The sequence below is a fragment of the Sphingomonas sp. SORGH_AS_0789 genome, assembly GCF_031453055.1.
In the GTDB taxonomy this organism is placed as follows: domain Bacteria; phylum Pseudomonadota; class Alphaproteobacteria; order Sphingomonadales; family Sphingomonadaceae; genus Sphingomonas.
This window is the reverse complement of record NZ_JAVIYV010000001.1, coordinates 1583340-1602500: the sequence shown is the minus strand read 5'-3', so window position 1 is coordinate 1602500 and position 19161 is coordinate 1583340. Positions and strand designations below refer to the sequence as shown.

Annotated in this window: 19 protein-coding genes and 2 pseudogenes (1 of these 21 cut by a window edge); 10 read left to right on the top strand and 11 right to left on the bottom strand. The window is 67.4% G+C overall.

Annotated elements, in window-relative coordinates; genetic code table 11:
• On the bottom strand, nt 1-725 hold the start of the coding sequence (locus tag QE360_RS07450) for an aldehyde dehydrogenase (NADP(+)) (RefSeq protein WP_309700464.1). Its footprint begins 799 nt before the window's first position; 725 of the gene's 1524 nt are visible here — the first part of the coding sequence; it begins with the start codon at nt 723-725; its stop codon lies off the left edge, out of view.
• A 107-nt stretch (nt 726-832) separates the two neighbouring features.
• Here QE360_RS07450 and QE360_RS07445 point away from each other — a divergent pair, with 107 nt between their 5' ends.
• Nucleotides 833-1624, top strand: coding sequence for a FadR/GntR family transcriptional regulator (locus QE360_RS07445; protein ID WP_309700462.1), 792 nt, complete (start codon nt 833-835; stop codon nt 1622-1624).
• 57 nt (nt 1625-1681) lie between these two features.
• Here the strand turns inward: QE360_RS07445 and QE360_RS07440 are convergent, their stop codons facing one another.
• From QE360_RS07440 to QE360_RS07430, 3 genes are read right to left on the bottom strand one after another with little or no spacing between them, the layout of a single operon-like run.
• Entirely contained in the window at nt 1682-2545 is an 864-nt protein-coding gene (locus QE360_RS07440) for an SMP-30/gluconolactonase/LRE family protein (RefSeq protein ID WP_307101293.1), read from the bottom strand.
• A 29-nt stretch (nt 2546-2574) separates the two neighbouring features.
• Nucleotides 2575-3360: an SDR family oxidoreductase gene (locus tag QE360_RS07435; protein WP_309690705.1), complete on the bottom strand. Its 786-nt coding sequence runs from the start codon at nt 3358-3360 to the stop codon at nt 2575-2577.
• Nucleotides 3361-3374: 14 nt separating this feature from the next.
• Nucleotides 3375-4520, bottom strand: coding sequence for a fumarylacetoacetate hydrolase family protein (locus QE360_RS07430; RefSeq protein WP_309700458.1), 1146 nt, complete (start codon nt 4518-4520; stop codon nt 3375-3377).
• Between the two features lie 186 nt (nt 4521-4706).
• Between QE360_RS07430 and QE360_RS07425 the strand changes: the two genes are divergently transcribed.
• Complete coding sequence (locus QE360_RS07425) at nt 4707-5081, top strand: hypothetical protein (RefSeq protein ID WP_309700456.1); 375 nt, start codon at nt 4707-4709, stop codon at nt 5079-5081.
• Between the two features lie 83 nt (nt 5082-5164).
• Here the strand turns inward: QE360_RS07425 and QE360_RS07420 are convergent, their stop codons facing one another.
• Nucleotides 5165-6955 (bottom strand): IlvD/Edd family dehydratase, encoded by a 1791-nt coding sequence (locus QE360_RS07420; RefSeq protein WP_309700454.1) that lies wholly within the window; start codon nt 6953-6955, stop codon nt 5165-5167.
• 13 nt (nt 6956-6968) lie between these two features.
• Nucleotides 6969-8063, bottom strand: a complete 1095-nt coding sequence (locus QE360_RS07415; RefSeq protein ID WP_309700452.1) for an aldose epimerase family protein — start codon at nt 8061-8063, stop codon at nt 6969-6971.
• 182 nt (nt 8064-8245) lie between these two features.
• Here QE360_RS07415 and QE360_RS07410 point away from each other — a divergent pair, with 182 nt between their 5' ends.
• Together QE360_RS07410 and QE360_RS07405 are read left to right on the top strand one after the other, a co-directional pair.
• Nucleotides 8246-9550: a sugar MFS transporter gene (locus QE360_RS07410; protein ID WP_307101306.1), complete on the top strand. Its 1305-nt coding sequence runs from the start codon at nt 8246-8248 to the stop codon at nt 9548-9550.
• Between the two features lie 137 nt (nt 9551-9687).
• A complete protein-coding gene (locus tag QE360_RS07405) occupies nt 9688-10296 on the top strand; it encodes a DUF1826 domain-containing protein (protein ID WP_309700450.1) in 609 nt (202 codons plus the stop codon).
• 268 nt (nt 10297-10564) lie between these two features.
• Here the strand turns inward: QE360_RS07405 and QE360_RS07400 are convergent, their stop codons facing one another.
• Genes QE360_RS07400 through QE360_RS07380 form a run of 5 tightly spaced genes read right to left on the bottom strand, consistent with a single transcriptional unit; the run spans nt 10565 to nt 15105 of the window.
• Complete coding sequence (locus tag QE360_RS07400; RefSeq protein ID WP_309700448.1) at nt 10565-11989, bottom strand: copper resistance protein B; 1425 nt, start codon at nt 11987-11989, stop codon at nt 10565-10567.
• Nucleotides 11986-13788 carry a copper resistance system multicopper oxidase gene (locus tag QE360_RS07395; RefSeq protein WP_405052578.1) on the bottom strand — a complete coding sequence of 601 codons (1803 nt, stop codon included), beginning with the start codon at nt 13786-13788 and terminating at the stop codon, nt 11986-11988. Before QE360_RS07395 ends, QE360_RS07400 begins: the two co-directional genes overlap by 4 nt.
• Before the next feature lie 32 nt (nt 13789-13820).
• On the bottom strand, nt 13821-14381 hold the full coding sequence (locus QE360_RS07390; RefSeq protein WP_309700446.1) for an RNA polymerase sigma factor: 561 nt from the start codon (nt 14379-14381) through the stop codon (nt 13821-13823).
• Nucleotides 14378-14809, bottom strand: a complete 432-nt coding sequence (locus QE360_RS07385) for a periplasmic heavy metal sensor (protein ID WP_309700444.1) — start codon at nt 14807-14809, stop codon at nt 14378-14380. The genes QE360_RS07390 and QE360_RS07385 overlap by 4 nt, the downstream gene beginning before the upstream one ends.
• Nucleotides 14810-14817: 8 nt before the next feature.
• A complete protein-coding gene (locus QE360_RS07380; RefSeq protein WP_309700442.1) occupies nt 14818-15105 on the bottom strand; it encodes a hypothetical protein in 288 nt (95 codons plus the stop codon).
• Between the two features lie 504 nt (nt 15106-15609).
• On the opposite strand from QE360_RS07380, the gene QE360_RS07375 reads away from it, so the two are divergent.
• The 6 genes and pseudogenes from QE360_RS07375 to QE360_RS07350 all read left to right on the top strand — a co-directional run.
• The gene (locus QE360_RS07375) at nt 15610-16128 is read left to right on the top strand and encodes a hypothetical protein (protein WP_309700440.1); all 519 of its coding nucleotides are present in this window, start codon (nt 15610-15612) and stop codon (nt 16126-16128) included.
• A 1-nt stretch (nt 16129) separates the two neighbouring features.
• Nucleotides 16130-16771, top strand: coding sequence for a hypothetical protein (locus QE360_RS07370; RefSeq protein WP_309700439.1), 642 nt, complete (start codon nt 16130-16132; stop codon nt 16769-16771).
• Entirely contained in the window at nt 16768-17166 is a 399-nt protein-coding gene (locus tag QE360_RS07365; RefSeq protein WP_309700437.1) for a hypothetical protein, read from the top strand. Before QE360_RS07370 ends, QE360_RS07365 begins: the two co-directional genes overlap by 4 nt.
• A gap of 69 nt (nt 17167-17235) precedes the next feature.
• A complete protein-coding gene (locus QE360_RS07360; protein ID WP_309700435.1) occupies nt 17236-17736 on the top strand; it encodes a hypothetical protein in 501 nt (166 codons plus the stop codon).
• Nucleotides 17737-17902: 166 nt separating this feature from the next.
• Nucleotides 17903-18831: pseudogene (locus QE360_RS07355) on the top strand (tyrosine-type recombinase/integrase).
• A gap of 7 nt (nt 18832-18838) precedes the next feature.
• Nucleotides 18839-19018: pseudogene (locus QE360_RS07350) on the top strand (transposase zinc-binding domain-containing protein); the annotation flags it as partial.
• Nucleotides 19019-19161: the final 143 nt, after the last annotated feature.

Here is a 19161-nt window from a genome sequence, read left to right as displayed (position 1 = left end):
GGGATCGGCCGCTCCTGCGCGATCTTCAGCAGCGCCAGGCCGCCCGCGCGCGAGCCGGTGAAGCCGACCGCCGCGATGCGCGGATCACGGACCAGCGCGCCGCCCAGTTCGTTGCTGGGGCCGGTCAGATGGCCGAACACGCCCTTGGGCAGGCCGCAGGCCTCGACCGCGCGCTCGATCGCGGCGGCAACCAGCGCGCCGGTCTGCGGATGAGCGGGATGGCCCTTGACGATCACCGGACAACCGGCGGCCAGCGCCGAGGCGGTGTCGCCACCGGCGGTCGAGAAGGCGAGCGGGAAGTTGGACGCGCCGAACACCGCGACCGGACCCAGCGGCACCATGCGCAGGCGCAGATCGGGGCGCGGCAGCGGCTGGCGGTCGGGCATGGCGGGGTCGATACGGACCTGGAGATAGGCCCCGGCGCGCAGCACCTTGGCGAACAGGCCGAGCTGGCCGACCGTGCGGCCGCGCTCGCCCTCCAGGCGCGCGCGCGGCAGACCGCTTTCACGCATCGCCGCCTGGATCAGATCGTCGCCAATGGCCATGATCTCGGCACCGATCCTGTCGAGGAACACGGCGCGCTCCTCGCGGCTGGTGGCGCGATAGACGTCGAACGCCTCCTCTGCCGCGGCACAGGCCGCATCGACATCGGCCGGTCCGTGCACCGCAAAGGCGTCGCCCACCGGCTGTCCGGTGGCGGCGTCGATCGAGCGGAAATCGGTCATAGGGGAAGCTCCTTTATATTACTCCGACATATTCGTTTGACGGAGCGATGGCAATGTTAAAGGTAATGCGCGAGGATAGGGGCGGAGAGGTACGATCGATGGATGACATGATGACGAACGGGGACGCCGCGCCCGAACCCCTGGTCGATTCCCCGGTCGAGTCCTCGGCCGATTCCGAGGTTCCCGCACCCAAGACCCGGCGCGGCACCGGCCGCCGTCTGCACGGCGCGATCGCGCACAAGCTGGGCGCGGCGATCGTGTCGGGCGAATATCGCCCCGGCGACACGCTGTCGGGCGAGGTCGCCTTTTCCGAGGCGCTCGACGTGTCGCGCAGCGCCTATCGCGAGGCGGTGCAGGTGCTGAGCGCCAAGGGGCTGGTCGAGAGCCGACCCAAGACGGGCACCCGCGTCCTGCCGCGCAACCGCTGGAATCTGCTCGATCCCGATGTGCTGGCCTGGGCCTTTTCGGGTGAGCCCGACATCCAGTTCGTGCGCAGCCTGTTCGAGCTGCGGTCGATCGTCGAGCCCGCCGCCGCGCGGCTGGCGGCCGAGCGACGCGACAAGGCCGACCTGAAGGAGATGCGCGACGCGCTGGCCGCGATGCGCCGCCACACGCTGGCGACCGAGGCGGGGCGTACGGCGGATCGCGAATTTCACAACGCCGTGCTGGCCGCGACCCGCAACGATGCGCTGGTCGTGCTGACCGCCAGCATCGGCGCGGCGGTCGCCTGGACCACCCAGTTCAAGCAGCGGTCGCGCGCGCTGCCCCGCAATCCGGTGCCCGACCATGTGAAGGTCTATGACGCGATCGCCGCGGGCGATGTCGAGGGCGCGGGAGAGGCCATGCGGCTGCTCGTCGATCTGGCGCTGGAGGATACCCGCAGCGCGATGGAAGGATAGAAGGCCCGCCCCCGTTCAGGAGCGGGCCACCCGAGACGCCGGGTTCGGAGATGGGGGTCAGAAGGCCGCGCGGTGGAGCGGCTTGGCCGGGACTGCGACCCGGAAGGTGAAGATGTCGCCCGCCTGGACCTGCTCGGCGAGTTGCTCGTCCGACAGGCCCTGCCGCGCGGTGGTGGCATAGGCGGTGCGGCCGTCGGGGCCGCCCAGCGCGATCTTGGTGATGTTGGACACGGGGAAGCGCACCTCATCGGTCATCACGCCGTCGGGGCCGTAACGCCGCGCCGCCCAGCCGCCGTAAAAGCCGACCCACACCCCGCCCTCGGCATCGCAGATCGCGCCGTCGGGATGACCGTCCGCATCGCCGAAGCGCGCGAACTCGGTCGCGGGGCCGAGCGTCCCGTCCGCCAGGATCGCATGAGCCAGGATCACCTTGCCCAGCGTGTCGACATGATAGAGCGTCGAATCGTCGGGCGAGATGGCGGGACCGTTGGTGATGCACACCGCATCGGCGCTGGACGGCGAGACCAGTCCCGCGACCCAGCTGAACAGGCGGCCCGACAGCGCGGTTTCGTCATTGTCCATCGTGCCGAACCAGATCCGCCCCTGCCCGTCGACGCACGCATCGTTCAGGCGGTTGGCGGGGAGATGCGTATCGACCTCGGCCATACGCTCGAACCCGCCGGTGGCGGGATCGAAGTGATGCGGGCCCGACTTCAGCCCGGCGACGAATCCGCCGCGCTGCGCCGGCACCACCCAGCCGACCATTTCGGGCGAGTCCCAGTGATCGAGCGTGCCCGCCACCGGATCATGGGCATAGATGCGCTGCTGCTTGATATCGACGAACCACAGCAGGCCGTCGACCCAGATCGGGCCCTCGCCCAGCGTCGCACCCACGGTCAGACAATGTTCGGCCTGCTGCATCACTCTCTCCTATGCTCTCGCCCGGTCTGTCAGCGCCAACCGGCGTCGATGAAATAGTCGTGGCCGGTGCACATCCGGGCATCGTCAGAGGCCAGGAACAGCACCAGCGCCGCGACATCGGCGGGTTGGATGCGGCCGTCGAGGCACTGGGCCGCGACGATCTCCGCCTCGCCTTCGGGCGTGTACCATTTTTCCTGGCGCGGCGTCTGGACGTTGCCCGGCACGATGGTGTTCACGCGGATATTGTCGCGCCCCAGATCGCGCGCCAGGCTGCGGGTCAGGCCCTCGATCGCGGCCTTGCACGTCTGGTAGAGGACCAGGTCGTTGAGGCCCAGGTGCCAGCTGATCGACCCGAAGTTCAGGATCGCGCCGCCACCGGCGCGCTTCATCGCGGGGATCACCGCCTGCGCGGCAAAGAACTGGTGCCGCAGATTGACGTTCAGCCGCTCGTCCCAATAGGCCGGGGTCACGTCCGCGATGCTGTGGCGGTCGTCATTGCCCGCATTGTTGACCAGGATGTCGACCCCGCCCAGCGCCTCTTCCAGCTCGGCGAAGATCGTCTTGAGATGGTCGAGATCGGTCAGGTCGCAGCGGCGATGGATCGGCGCATGGCGGGCATCGCCCGACAGCCGCTCGACCAGCGCCCGGCTCGCTTCCTCGGCGATGTCGACGAACGCGACGCGGGCGCCCTGCGCGACGAACGCCTCGACCAGCCCCTCGCCGATCCCCGAGCCGCCGCCGGTCACGATCACCCGCTTGTCGGTCAGGCTGGGATAGCGCGCGACCAGATCGGCGGCGCTGGTCTTCTGCAACATGTCTTGAGTCTCCGTCACAACAGGCCACGCTTGGCCAGGTTGCGCATCAGGTCGCCCAGACCGAAGGTCCAGGCCGGGGCGTCGGCGCTGGTCATCACCGGATTGACCAGCGTGCCCAGACGCGGGTTGGCGATGACGACGGTGTCGCCGACCTTGTGGGTAAAGCCGCGGCCGGGCTCGTCACGGTCCTGGGTCGGCGCGAACAGCGTGCCGAGGAACAGGACGAGGCCGTCCGGATAATGATGCTCGCTGAGCGCCTGGCCCAGCAGGTCCTCGGGATCGCGGCTGATCTGGTCCATCGAGCTGGCGCCTTCCAGCACATAGCCGTCGGCGCCGGTGATGGTCAGCTTGACCTCGCTCGACCGGACATCGTCCATGGTGAAGCCGTCGTCGAACAGCCGGACGAGCGGCCCGAGCGAGCAGGAGGCGTTGTTGTCCTTCGCCTTGCCCAGCAGCAGCGCCGAGCGCCCCTCGAAATCGCGCAGATTGACGTCGTTCCCCAGCGTCGCGCCGACCGCCTTGCCATGCGCGTCGGCGACCAGCACCACCTCGGGCTCCGGGTTGTTCCAGGTCGAATCGGAGCGGACCCCGACCGGCATGCCCCAGCCCACGGTCGACAGCACCGGCGACTTGGTGAAGATCTCGGCATCGGGGCCGATCGCGACCTCCAGATATTGCGACCACAGCCCCTCGGCGATCAGCACGTCCTTGAGCTGCGCGGCCTCGGGCGAGCCCGGCACCACCGAACGGATATTGCCGCCCAGCGCCTGTTCCAGCGTGGCGCGCAGCCCCGCCGCCTTGGCATGGTCGCCGCGCGCACGCTCCTCGATCACCCGCTCCAGCGCCGACACGGCGAAGGTCACGCCCGCCGCCTTCACGCATTGCAGATCGATCGGCGAGAGCAGGCGGTTGGCCGCGCCTTGCTCGGGGGACAGGTTCAGGTCGCCCAGATCGCCCAGCGATTCACCCTGCCCGGCCTCGATCGTACCGGCCGCGATCAGCGCCGAAACGGTCGGGGCGACGCGGCTCATGTCGAAAACTTCCCCGCCCTGCACCAAAATAGGACATGGCCCCTCGCCGCGATCGATACGGCCGACGAAACGGCCCGTCCGCCAATCCTCGGGCAGGGCATCGATCAGAGGAGTGGAATTGCTTGCCATGTCTTACTCTCCGCGATTTTTGTTAGCGGTATCGAGTGCCGCCCGGTTCAGGTCAAGAGGCGCTCGCGGTCGTCCAGCCGTCACCGCCATAGCGACATTTGGGTCATTCCCAATGGGTCCATTTTGGTTTTAACCACTTGGACAGCGACGCCATGCCATCTGGTGCCGGAGGGGGAAAACAGGCCCATGCGAATCGACGACCCCGGATTCTCCGTCTGGCTGGACGACGGCTTCATCATTCAGGTCCGGACGCGAACCGCGTGGACCGTCGAGATCGCCGACCGCTACTGGGCCTGCTTCCAGCCCTTCCTCGACGCATCGCGTGCGCAGTGGGGCCATGCCAGGGTGCTGGTCGATCGACGCGACACCCCCATCATGCCGATCACGATGGTCCAGGTGATGCGCGACGGCATCATGGCATTCTATCGGCCCGGCGACCGGCTGGCGCTGGTCGTCGATTCCAGCCCCCTGAAGATGCAGGTCCGGCAGAATTACCAGCTGCCCAATATCGACGCCTTTCTGTCCTACGACGCCGCCCTGGCCTGGCTCGAGAACAGCTAGACGAAACGGCCGATCCCCCGCCGGGCGGCCGGACGGGATGGACCCGCCCGACTTTCCTGCACCCGATCAGTGCCTGCGCCCCATCAATGGTTGTCGCGCGGCAGCCCCTGGGTCTGGGCGATACGCTGATACTTCTCGGCCCCCTCCAGGATCGCGCCGGTCGACATCTGGCCGACCACCGAACGCTGGATTTCCTGCCACGGGGTCTGCGACGCGGGATATTTATACCCGCCCGCCGCCGCGAGGGTCTTGCGACGCTCGGCCAGTTCCTCGTCGGAGATGAGGATGTTGGCGGTGCCCTTGTTCAGGTCGATGCGCACCCGGTCGCCGGTCTCGATCAGCGCCAGGCCACCCATCGCCGCCGCTTCCGGGCTGGCGTTCAGGATCGAGGGCGAACCCGAGGTGCCCGACTGACGCCCGTCGCCGATGCAGGGCAGCGAGTGCACGCCCTCGGTGATCAGATAGGCGGGCGGGCGCATGTTGACGACTTCCGCCGCGCCCGGATAGCCGATCGGCCCCGCGCCGCGCATGAACAGCAGCGTCTGCGGCGTGATGCCGGTCGCGGGATCGTCGATCCGGTGGTGATAATCCTCCGGCCCGTCGAACACGACCGCCGGACCTTCAAAGGCATCGGGATCGTCGGGGTTGGACAGATAACGCTCGCGGAATTCCTCCGAGATCACGCTGGTCTTCATCACGGCGGCGTCGAACAGATTGCCCGACAGGACGATGAAGCCCGCCTCTTCCTTCAGCGGCTGGGCGAAGGGGCGGATGACCTTTTCGTCCTCGATCGCGACGCCCCGGCAATTCTCGCCCATGGTCTTGCCATTGACGGTCATCGCGTCCTCGTGGATCAGCCCCTGCTCGATGAGCTGGTTGACCACGGCGGGCACGCCGCCCGCGCGGTAATAATCCTCGCCCAGATATTCGCCCGCCGGTTGCAGGTTCACGAGCAGCGGGATCTTGTGCCCCTCGGTCTCCCAGTCCTGCACGGGCAGGTCGACGCCGATATGGCGCGCGATGGCGGCGAGGTGGATCGGCGCGTTGGTCGAGCCGCCGATCGCCGAGTTCACCTTGATCGCGTTGTGGAACGCTTCCTTGGTCAGGATGTCGGAGGGCTTCAGGTCCTCGTTCACCATCTCGACGATGCGCTTGCCGGTCAGATACGCGACTTCCTGGCGATCGCGATACGGCGCGGGAATCGCGGCCGAGCCGGGCAGCGACATGCCCAGCGCCTCGGCCAGCGAGTTCATCGTGGTCGCGGTGCCCATGGTGTTGCAATAGCCGGTCGACGGCGCCGACGAGGCGACCAGGCGGATGAATTCCGCATCGTCGATCTCGCCCGCCGCCAGCATCTGGCGCGCCTTCCAGACGATGGTGCCCGAGCCGGTCCGCTCGCCCTTGTGCCAGCCGTTGAGCATCGGCCCGACCGACAGCGCGATCGCGGGGATGTTGACGGTGGCGGCGGCCATCAGCGCGGCCGGGGTCGTCTTGTCGCAACCGATGGTCAGCACGACCGCGTCGAGCGGATAGCCGTACAGCACCTCGACCAGCCCCAGATAGGCCAGGTTGCGGTCGAGGCCCGCGGTCGGGCGCTTGCCGGTTTCCTGGATCGGGTGGACCGGGAATTCCAGGACGATGCCGCCCGCCTCGCGCACGCCCTCGCGCACCCGCTCGGCCAGCACCAGATGATGGCGGTTGCAGGGCGAGAGGTCCGAGCCGGTCTGCGCGATGCCGATGATCGGCTTGCCCGACTGAAGCTCCTCCAGCGACAGGCCGAAGTTCAGATACCGCTCCAGATAGAGCGCGGTCATGTCGATATTCTCGGGATTGTCGAACCAGGCGCGGCTGCGCAGTTTGGGCGTGTCGGTCATGTCAGGCTTTCGGTCAGCGAACGGTGGAGAAGCGGTAGATCATGGTATGCCGGTAGGGCTTGCCGGGATCGACGCGCGGCGAGACGAAATCGGGCTTGTTGGGCGAATCGGGGAATTTCTGCGGCTCGAGCGCGATGCCGTCGCCCATGCGGTACAGATGGCCCTTCTTGCCGACATAGGTGCCGTCGAGGAAATTGCCCGTATAGAATTGCACGCCCGGTTCGGTCGACAGCACCTCGAGCACGCGGCCCGAGGCGGGGTCCTCCAGCCGGGCCGCCAGCTGCGGCGTCGCGGTCAGCCCCTTGTCGAGCGCGAAATTATGGTCGTAGCCCTGGCCATAGCGGATCTGCTGGTCATTGCCGTCGCGAATGCCGTCGGCGACCACGCGCGGGCTGCGGAAGTCGAAGACGGTGCCCGCGACCGGACGGCGCTCGCCGGTCGGGATCAGCTTGGCATCGACCGGGGTATAGGTCGTCGCCGGGATGGTCAGCTTGTGGAAGGTCGCGCCCAAAGGCGAGCCTTCGCCGTTCAGGTTGAAGATCGCGTGGTTCGTCATGTTGACGATGGTCGGCTTGTCGGTCTTCGCCTCGAACGCGATGGTCAGCGCCCCCGCCTCGTCGAGCGAATAGGTGACGGTCGCATCGACCTTGCCCGGATAGCCCTGGTCGCCATCGGGGCTGGTCAGCGCCATGACGACGCTTGCGGTCGGGCCGTCCTTCATCGAGACGATGCGCCACAGATGCTTGTCGAAGCCCTTGGTCCCGCCGTGCAGCGAATTGACCTTGTCGTTCAGCGTCAACTGATAGGGACGCCCGTCGAGCGTGAAGCGGCCGCTGCCGATCCGGTTGGCGAAGCGGCCGACCGTCACCCCGAAGAAGTTGGGATGGTTCACATAATCGTCGGCCTTGTCATAGCCGAGCAGGACATCGGCCAGCTTGCCGTCGCGGTCGGGCGCCATGACCGACTGCAACGTGGCGCCGTACGTCAGGACGCGCGCCGACAGCCCGGCCTTGTTGGTCAGGGTCACCGCCTCGATCGCGGCACCATCGGCCAGTTGCCCGGCGGGGGCGCGTTTCGCCTCGCCCGCCAGGGCCGCAGTCGAACTCATTACGGACGTTACCGCTACCAACGTGAAAAAGGTCTTGATTGACGCCCTCGACATGCCTCACCCTTTCGTCGCCAGACGCCATTGACGCGCCTTTTGCGTCACTATAGTCAGACAAAATATCAGGAGCAAGCCGGTCTGCGAACAGTTTTTCGCGAGATTACCGGTCCGAAGGAGAGGATTGCATGGCCGCACCCGTCGTTTCCCGCGCCAACGGCGCGTCGCCAGCCGCGGGAGGGGGCAGATACGGCTCCGCACTGGCGCTGCTGGCCAGCCTGTTCTTCATGTGGGGCTTCATCACGGTCATCAACGGGACGCTGCTGCCGCACCTGCGCAGCGTGTTCGAGCTGAGCTATTTCCAGGCGTCGCTGATCGAGAGCGTCTGGTTCATCGCCTATTTCTTCGCCTCCATCCCCTCGGCCAAGCTGATCGAGCGGATCGGATACCAGAAGTCGCTGGTGACGGGCCTGCTCATCATGGCGGCGGGTGCGGTCGGCATGATGCTGGCGGCGTCGCTGCCCTCTTATGGCGTCACGCTGCTGATGCTGTTCGTGATCGCCAGCGGCATCACCCTGCTCCAGGTCGCGGCCAACCCCTATGTCGCGGTGCTGGGCCCGGCGGACACGGCGTCGTCACGCCTCAACCTCGTCCAGGCGATGAACTCGATGGGCACGATGCTGGCCCCGCTGTTCGGCGCCTATCTGATCCTCGGCCGGTCCAAGGGCGGCACGGCGCAGGCCGGTGAGGCGCTGACCCAGGCCGAGCGCCTGGCCGATGCGCATGCGGTGGTCCTGCCTTACGGCCTGGTCGCGATCGTTCTGGTCGTGCTGGCGCTCGTCATCGCGCGCTTCCCGCTGCCCGCCATGGGTTCGGCGACCAGCCGGATCGCCAAGGAGGAGCGTAAGAACCATTCGCTGTGGAAGCATCGCAACCTGGTGTTCGGCATCGGCGCGATCTTCATCTACCTGATCGCCGAGATCGGCGTGGGCAACCTGTTCGTCAACTTCGTCAGCCGCCCCGACATCGGCAACATGACCACCGAGGCGGCGGGCCGTTACCTGACGCTGCTGTGGGGCGGGATGATGGTCGGCCGCTTCGTCGGCTCGGCGATCATGCAGAAGGTGCCGGCGGGCGCGGTGCTCGCGGTCTTCTCGATCGGCGCGTTCCTGACCATGCTGGTCACCGTGTTCGCCGATGGTCACATCGCCATGTGGTCGCTGATCCTGGTCGGCCTGTTCCACTCGATCATGTTCCCGACCATCTTCACGCTGGGCATTCGTGGTCTCGGCCCGCTGACCGAGGAGGGCTCGGGCCTGCTGATCATGGCGATCGCGGGCGGCGCGCTGGTCGCGGTGCATGGCTGGCTGGCCGATCATTACGGGTTGCAGCAGTCGTTCCTGCTGACCGCGGTGTGCGAACTCTACATCCTGTTCTACGCGGTCTGGGGCTCGAAGCCGACCAACGCCTTCCCCGACGAGGACGCAGGCTGATACCGGACGATCCTCGTTCGAAAACGGGGGGCGGTGCCGCAGGGTGCCGCCCCCTTCTGCTTTGGAGCGGCGGTATCTTTCGCCAATGGGTACGGCGTAGTACGATACATCATACCATTTAGCCGAGTATCCCGCCCTTGTCCCCTTCCCTCGACCTGCTCCACGCCGCACCCCTCGCCCTTCCCGATCATGTCCGCCTGGGACGCGACTCCAGCGTGCTGGGCGCGATCGACGATCCGGCGGTGACGCTGGCGATATGGAAGCGCGCGTCGCCGCTGCCCCGGCCCGATCTGGCGGGGTTTCCGGCGCTGCGCTTCGCGGCCGATGCCGGATCGGTCGCGGCGAAGGTGCGGGCCACGCTGGCGGATGCGGTTCAACAGGACTGGCATGACGGGCTTGCCCGCGATGTCGAGACGCTGGCCCGGCATTATGCCACGCTGACCGGCGAGGACCGGGTCGAGGTCCGTATCGAGCGGGTGACGGGCAATGGCTGCTGGAAATTCCATGCCGACTATGTCGCGCTGAGGATGATCACCACCTATTGCGGGCAGGCGACCCAATGGCTGCCCCATGGCGCCGATCCACAGTCCCCGCCCCGCGCGCTGGCGCCGGGCGATGTCGGCCTGTTCAAAGGCCGCGAGCGCGCGGGCGACCGGGCGATCATCCACCGCTCTCCCCCGATCGCGGGCAGTGGCGAGGACCGGCTGTTGCTGGTCATCGATACCGAATGGCCCGACCGTGGCTGACCTACGCCGGTCTGCCGCGACCAAGATGCCTTCTTCTTACCTCTCCCCTCGCAGAGGGGAGAGGGTTGCGCAGACTTGGTCTTTGCGAAAGCAAAGGCTTAGTCGGAGCTGGGTGAGGGGTGGGCGCTCGCCTTGCGAGCGCGCGAGCCTTTAGGCTCGCTCAACCCCTCACCCAAGCTGCGCTAGCCAGCACGCTGGCAAGCTCCGCTAACCCTCTCCCCTGTCCAGGGGAGAGGGGAAGAAGATGCAATACTAAATGGCATCCGGCCTAAAACCAGCCACGGATGCCCAGCGCCAGCGCCGCGCCGCTGCCCCGGGCGGGGCCGTAGCGACGTTCCCAATTCACCCCGACATAGGGAGCGAATTCGCGGGCGATCTCGTAGCGCAGGCGCAAACCCAGCTCGATATCGGAGACGCCCGCCGCGATCCGCTGATCGGGCACGTCCTGCGCGGCGAGATTGACCTCGATGCGCGGTTGCAGGATCGCCCGCTGGGTGATCCGCTGGTCCACCCAGGCCTCGGCGCGGGCCAGCACATCGCCCCTGTCCGACAGGAACAAGGCGCCCTCGACATCGAACCAATAGGGGGCGAGCCCCTCGACCCCGACGACCGCATAGGTGCGCCTTACCCCGCTGCCGACATCCTGCCGGACGCCCGCCTGGAGGTTCCAATAGGGATCGATCGCACGGGCATAGAGCGCCTGCACCTCCGCCGCGCCGATCCGGTCGCCAAAATCCCCCTCGCCCTCGCTCTTGACGACCAGCCGGTGGATGTCGCCGCCGAACCAGCCCTCCCCGTCCCAGCGATAGCCGTCGCGCCCGTCGCGGACCTGGATCTCGGCCAGGTTGAACAGGATCTGGTGAAAGGCCATGCCGCCATGCTCCGCCCGCATCCGGCGGTCGGCGGCGGCCATGACGGCGGGGTCGTAGAAGCGATCCGCTGCGCGCGTCGTAGGTGCGGGCGGCGGCGGGACATGGCCCACCATTGCCGCTGGGGTGGCAGCGGGCTGGCAATGGCCCATCGCGGCATGTTCCGGCGGACAGGCCTCCGCCCCCATCGCCATGCCCGGCATCGCGACGGGATCGGCTGCGCGGGTTTCGGCCGCCGGTGCAGGTTTGCAGTGGCCCATGGCGGCGTGCTCGGGCGAACAGGCCACCGCCCCCATCGCCATGCCGGGCATCGCGGCGGGATCGGCTGCGCGGGTTTCGGCCGCCGGTGCGGGCTTGCAGTGGCCCATCGCCGCGTGCTCGGGCGAACAGGCCACCGCCCCCATCGCCATGCCGGGCATCGCGGCGGGATCGGCTGCGCGGGTTTCGGCCGCCGGTGCAGGTTTGCAGTGGCCCATCGCGGCGTGCCCGGGCGGACAGGCCACCGCCCCCATCGTCATGCCGGGCATCGCGGCGGGATCGGCCGCTCCTGCTTCCAGGGCCGGGGTCGCCTGGCAATGGCCCATCACCGCATGTTCGGGGGAGCAGGCCGACGCCGCCGCCTTATGCTCCATGGCATGATGCGCCATTCCGGCCTGGCCCGGCGCGGCGTGCGGAGCGCGGGTGGTCTTTTTCCGGGGCCTGGCCTTGCCCGGCTTGCGGAGCTCGGCGGGCTTCGGAGCGGCCATCGGCATCGTCATGCCGGGCATCGCCATGCCCTGATGCTGCATCATCGGATCGGCGAGCAGAAGCGACAGCAGGATCATGCCGCATCTCCCTTCGTCGCCGGATCGGGCCGAACGGTCACCACCTGCATCATGCCCGCATGCATGTGATAGAGGAGGTGACAGTGGAACGCCCAGTCCCCCTCGGCATCGGCGGTCAGGTCGAAGGTGACGGTCCCCCCCGGCGCGACATTGACCGTATGCTTGCGCGGCGCATGATCGCCATGCCCGGTCACCAGCTCGAAGAAATGACCGTGCAGATGGATCGGGTGCGCCATCATCGTGTCGTTGACCAGCGTGACCCGCACCCGCTCGTTCAAACGAAAGGGAATGGGCGCGGTCACGGCATTCAGCTTCACCCCGTCGAACGCCCACATATAGCGCTCCATATTGCCGGTCAGATGGATGGTCAGCGCGCGCGAGGGCGTGCGGCGATCGGGATTGGGCCGGGTGCTCGCCAGGTCGCGATAGGTCAGCACCCGGTGCCCGGCATCGGCCAGCCCTTGTGGCGGCTCGCCGGTGCGGTCGACCGGCATCGGCGAAACCGTCTGGACGACCGGCGTGCGCGGCAGGCCGGGCGCATTGGCGAAGTCGCGCATGCCGTGCTTCATCGCCCCATGGTCCATGGCTCCAAGGTCCATCGCGCCATGATCCATGCCGCCCCCGCCGGGCTGGCAATGCCCCATCGCGGCATGTTCGGGCGAGCAGGCGGCGGCGCCCTGGTCCATCCCGCCCATCCCCATATCCTTCATCGTCGCCAGCGGCCGGGGGCGCAGCGGCGGCACCGGCGCGACCATGCCGATCCGCGGCGCCAGCGTGGCCCGCGCCATGCCCGACCGGTCCCAGGTCTCGGCGACCAGCGTATAGGCGCGGTCCTCCGCCGGGGTGACGATCACGTCATAGGTCTCGGCGACCGCGATCTGGAGCTCGTCGACCGCGACCGGCCGCACATCCTGCCCGTCCGCCTGCACGACGGTCATCGCCAGCCCCGGAAGCCGCACGTTGAAGATCGTCATCGCTGACGCATTGACCAGCCGCAGCCGCACCCGCTCGCCGACCGCGAACAGCCCGGTCCAATTGTCCGCCGGGCCATGGCCGTTGACCAGATAGCGATAGGTCGAGCCGGTCACGTCCGACACGTCGCTGGGGTCCATCCGCATCGCGCCCCAGCGCAGCCGCTCGGCCAGGGGCTGGTCGCGCCCCGCCAGCAATCCGCCGACGGTCTGTTTCTGATAGTTGAAATACCCGCCCTGCAATTTCAGGCGGCGAAAGATCGCATGCGGATGCAGCGCGCTGTGATCGGACAGCAGGACGACATGCTCGCGCTCGGCGACGATCGGATCGGGTTCGGCGGGATCGATGACGATGGGGCCGTACAGCCCCTCCTGCTCCTGCAACCCCGAATGGCTGTGATACCAATAGGTCCCCGCCTGGACGACCGGAAACTCATAGGTGAAGCGCCCGCCCGCCGGAATGCCCGGAAAGCTGATCCCCGGCACCCCGTCCATCTGGAAGGGCAGGAGCAGCCCGTGCCAGTGGATCGAGCTTTCCTCGTCCAGCTGGTTGACGACGGTGATCCGCGCCCGCTGCCCCTCGCGCAGCCGGATCAGCGGCGCCGGGGCCGAGCCGTTGATCCCGATCGCGTGATAAGGCTTGCCGTCGATCATCATGTGCTGGCGCGCGATGGTCAGGGTGATGTCGGGGCCACTCAGCTCGGGGCGCGCCATATCCAGGCCATGCGCATGGCTCTGCGCCCAGCCCGGCACCGCGACCAGCGCGCCCAGCCCAGCCCCTCCCGCCAGCAGATCGCGGCGGCGCATCATCGTCTTCGGATCGATCATGCCCCCTTATACGCAGGCCCGGCGTGCGCCCCTCACCCGGTCCTGTCGCGCAATTCGGCACGGGCCCGGCGGATGCGCAGTTCGACCGCCTTCACGCTCAGCCCCAGCGTCTCGGCCGCCTCGGCCTGGCTCAGCCCCTCGATCGCGCACAGGATCAGCGGCGCGCGCAAGGCCTCGGGCAACGTGTCCAGCGCGGCCAGCGTGCGCGCCAGCGAGTCGCGCTCGATCGCCGCGGCTTCGCCCCCGATCCGGTCGTCGGCCACCGCCTCGGCCGCCTCGACCGGCAGGAAACGCGCGATCACCGCGCGCACCCGCCGCCGCCGCGCCCAGTCGCGGCATTTGTTGAGCGCGATCCGGCTAAGCCAGGCGCGCAGGCTGCGCGTCGTATCGAACCGCGCCAGCGCGCCGTGCGCGGCGACGAAACTCTCCTGCACCAGGTCCAGCGCCTCCTCGGCGTCGCGGACATGCGCCAGGATCAGGCGATACAGCGCCGCCTTGTGCCGGGCGACGATCGCGGCATAGGCCTCGGGCCGACCGCCCCGCACCAGCGCGACCAGATCGCCGTCGGACAAGCCCGCATAGTCCCGGCTCACCGCCCCGTATCGGTCAGCTTGGAGACCACCAGCCGGTCGAAGGTCGCCGCCTGGTCGGGCCGCAGCACGCGGCGCATCGCAAAGACATGCGCCAGCGTCGCCTTTTGCAGGTCGCCCATGCTGTGATGCACCGCGTCGATCGCCTGGGTCACGCGGGGACCGTCGCGATGCTCGGCCTCGATCGCCGCCGCCAGCCGGGCATTGTCGCCGCGCAGCCGGGCGTCGAGCGCGGCGCGCGTGGCGGCGAACTGCGTCTCCAGCCGGTCGAGCGCCACCGCCTGCGCCGGGTCGAGCGCGATTGTCTGGTGGACGAGCGTATGGATGTCGCTCGCCTGCGGCTCGGTGGGCATCAGCAACCGGCATCCGATCGCCACCCCGGCCAGCGCGGCGACGAAGGCGATCACCATGGTCAGCACCGCCCGGCGCATCTCGCCCCTCACCGGCCCAGCAACAGCGTGGACGGCGCCAAACCCCCGCTCAGCGCGACGGCCGCCGCCCCGGGCCGCTCGCGCGCCTCGCTCCGCCCGGCCATAACGCCCCCGCCCGCCAGGCCCAGCACCATGGCGGCGGCGGCCGACAACGCCATGCCCCGCGCCGAGAGCGTTCCGGCAGGGATGGGCGCCGCCGCGATCGTCGCGGCGACCCGCTGCTCCATATCCGCAAGCGCGGCGGGCGGCATGCCCCGCGACAATCGGGCGAGATCGTGGTCGATGGGATCGGTCATGACGGGACTATACGCGACAAAGCGCCAAACCCCTCATGGGGATAAGATCCGCCGAAAAGGGCCATCGGGCAGTCGATCTGCACCGCATAACAAAAACCCCGCTAAGCCGTTTGGCCTAGCGGGGTTTTCGATGGTGGGCGTGGCAAGGATTGAACTTGCGACCCCTGCGATGTCAACGAAGATGGGACGGCCTAAGCTATTGTTTTTGCGTCATCCGAGCGCGCAGATACAAGAGAACGAGACGAGAACAGGCCGTGAATGGCGGTCCTTTTCACGCAAAACACACGCAAGTCAAATTCTGAGCCAGTATCTTTCTAAATGAGTAACTTATTCACTCGCCCGGTGCTGGACGTCGTTGGTGGATGTGGCCCGAGCTGCCAGCAGCGCGGTTAAGGACATAGGGCAAATGAGAGGTGCAGCGAAGCTGCCGGGCAAAGGAAAAAGTCAGGCGGCCTGATCCGGACCCGCGACGGGCCGGTGATCCTCTCGCCGAAAGTACCAAAGATGTTGACGTCCCCGATCGAGCCGTCGCTCGATCCCTCGTTGCGCGTCCTGTCGTTGCCCCTCGCCGCCCTTAACGAGGCACCCCTGCCGATCGGCGCGTTGGCCGGCCTGCCTGCCGGAGCGCTGGACATCGCTTCGGCCAATCTCCTGATGGCAGCGACACCGTGCGACGCCCCGCTGTTCGACGCGAATGTGGAGGCAGCCTGCACCCGCTTCAAACGCGACGTCATGCTGGTACGGACCGGACTATTTCCGGAGACTCTGAACCCCGTCACGGTCGACATCGCACTGGTCGGGCCCGACGGGCCATTCACGATGAAGGGCCTCACCTTCATGCGGCAATGCAACGGCGGCCTGTGGCTGGTGCCAGAACAGGCTGGTGCGTTCGTCGAGATCAGTAGCAAAGGGCTGGCGCTACACACGGCACCGCCATTCGTCACTTGGGATGAGCGTTGCGACGGGGTCTGTCGCGCGGCGGGCGAGATCGTCTGCATCGTGACCGGCCGGCGAGGCCGCTGACATGGCTACGCGCAAGCCCCGCAAGCTGCCAAGCAAGCCGACGCCCACCGACGTCGATCCGCAGAGCTGGCTCTACCTCAACCCGGCCGGGCCTTCTCCGTCGGGCACCGTCTTCGCCGTCCTGCGCCGTGCCTATGCCGGTCGGATCAATAGTGCGCTGGAGTTCGGCTATCGCAAGGCGCATCTCGGTCCCGCCAACGCGAGTGCAGACACCACTGTCTGGTCGCCGAATGTCGAGCGGATCGAGGTGCTTCTCCCCGCGGGAGCTGACGATGGACTTGCCGATCCGGCAACCCTCCTGGGTCAAATGGACGCGCATGCCGTCGAGCGCGAGAAGGCGTTGCTCACCTACCTGACGCTGCCGCTGGGCGACGTCGACCGGGTGCATATCGGCTGGGAACGCGCACGCGCCTTCCTGCGCGAACGGTTCGCTCGCGATCGCGATCTCGCATCGGTCCTGATCCTGCATGCGCCCGGGACGATCAACGCGGCCTTCCCGCTGCATGCGCACGCCCTGATCGTTCCGCGGCGCGTCACAGGCCTCGGCATCCGGCAGGGCCTGTATGACGAGGATATGATCCATGATCGCGGACAGGCGATCATCGAGGCGATGTGGGCCGAACACCTGGCGAACTTCAGGTGACCGGCTTGCAGGACGAAGCCCACGCCGCGCTGGTCGATCTTGCCGGCCGGATCATGCTGACCCACGGTATCGATCCGGACCACGCCATGCGCCTGCTCAGCATCGATAGGGCTGAGGCGGAGGATATGATTCATCTCGGTCGACTGTGGTCGCCCGTAGGTGTTGTTCGCGCAGAGCGACTGCGGCTGTTCATCAACATTCTCATACGCCTGGAATGGCGCCTCAATCACGACAGCCGCGCGATCCGTCATGCCATGAACCTACCGCTCGATGCGTTGGGCGGCGCAGCACCCGCTGACCGACTTGGCGGCAGCCTGGAGGACCTGCGCGAACTGCGCAGCGCGATCGACACTGTCGCCGCGCCCACAATGAAATGGTGGCGGGTCGGTCACTGACCGCCCGCCTTGATGGGAAGGAGGTGAACGCGATCCCGGATTGCGGGATGAAAATAGGAGCAAGTGACCATGACTCAAGACGACGACGCCATCCTCCAGGCTCACACCGTCGCAGCGACCCGACTTCTGCTGGGCAAGCACAAAATGCGACACGGCGTCGTCGTCACTGGTGGCGAAGGACTCGATTTCGAAGGTCGGACGGAGATGGCTCATGCGGTGCTGCGATCGAACCTGGATATGGTCGCGCTGGAGTTCGGCACCACGGCAAACGGTCAATTCGGCCGGACGGGCATCACGATCTACCTGCCACGCGACGGCTTCTGCCGCGTCTACGCCAACTGCAACCTCTGGCTGAGCAAGGCGGGAAACCGCGCTGTAATCTTGCCGCAGCCAAAATTGCGTGGCCACTTCCGCTTGTCTCCCCGCGAGTTAATTCACATCGACGGCAAGCCGACCGACGATACGGCCGATGGCATTCAGCGGGCTGACGCTTGGCTGACGCGTCGAATGGGTACGAAGTTTGCTGAACCAGTGAACGCAAACTTCATCAACCTTCGTGAAGTGGCATGATTGCCTTGCCTTCCCCAATCGCACGTCCGCGTCTGGTGGATGCACGAACCCGCTGCGCGGGAGGGGGGTGTGCGGCGCGGTTGAGGTGATGGAACGGGCGTTGCGCTTGCATTGAGCGCGGCAGGAGTCAGGCAGAGCATCGGGACTCCACCAGAAGGAGCCTGCCATGACCACCCTCGTTCCTGTTGCCGTCAGCCCACTACGCCAGCGTCTCATCGACGAGATGGAGATACAGCGCTTCGGCCGCGAGACGCAACGCAACTACATCCGCGATGTCGGCCGGTTCGCGACGTTCCTGGGGCGCTCGCCGGACACCGCGACGGCGGAGGACGTCCGGCGCTTCCAGATCGAGCAGGGCGAACTGGATGTCCCGGCGCCGACCATGAACGCCATCGTGTCGGCACTGCGGTTCTTCTTCACGCAGACGCTCGACCGGCCGGACCTGGGGTGCAAGCTGGTCCGGATGCGGCATGAGCACAAGCTACCCGTGGTGCTGAGCCGGGACGAGGTAGCGCGGCTGCTCGACGCGACCACGTGCCTCAAGCATCAAGCGGCGCTGTCCGTCGCCTATGGTGCGGGACTGCGCGCGGCGGAGGTCGCCGCCCTCAAGGTCCGTGACATCGACAGCGAGCGCATGCTGCTCCAGGTCGAGCGCGGCAAGCCTGTCCTGAGCTTGTCGAAGGGGGCGGGCGGTATCGCAACGCCATGCTACCGACCGGATTGCTGGCGTTGCTGCGAGAGTGGTGGCGGGTCGGCCGGCGGGAGCGCGTGTTGCACGTCGACGGCTGATTGTTCCCCGGCCAGCACTACCTCAAGCCGCTCAGCACCCGGCAGCTGCACCGCATCGTCGTGGAGGCAAGTGTGGCGGCGGGTATCGGCAAGCGCGTCGGGCCGCACACGTTGCGGCACTGCTTCGCGACCCACCTCCTCGAGGACGGGATCGACGTCCGCATCATCCAGACGCTGCTGGGGCATGCCAAGCTGGAAACCACCGCTTATTACACCCAGGTCGCCACGCGGGTGCTGCGCAACGTGACCAGCCCATTCGACCGGCTGGCGACGACCGCGGCGGAAGGGAGGGCACCCAACGGCTGAGCGGGTGTTGCGCACCTCGATCGAGGTTGCCGACATCTTCCGCGCTGCCGGTCCTGCGTACCGGGCCGCTCGCACTGGCCATCTGAGCCTCGACCAGCTCAAGGTCATGTCGGCCATCGAACATTGCCGCACCGCCGTCATGGGCGGACACGTCGAGGCTTGCACCGACTGCGGGCACTGGCGGGTCCGGACCCATACTGGTTGATGCGCCAGGTGTAACGCGGCGATAACAGTAAGGTGGACGATTGCGCTCACGCCGCTAGACTGGTGACGCGATCGGGCCTCCGCCGATAGGAGATCCGGCGCTTGTTTAGATTGCGGGGCCGGAGT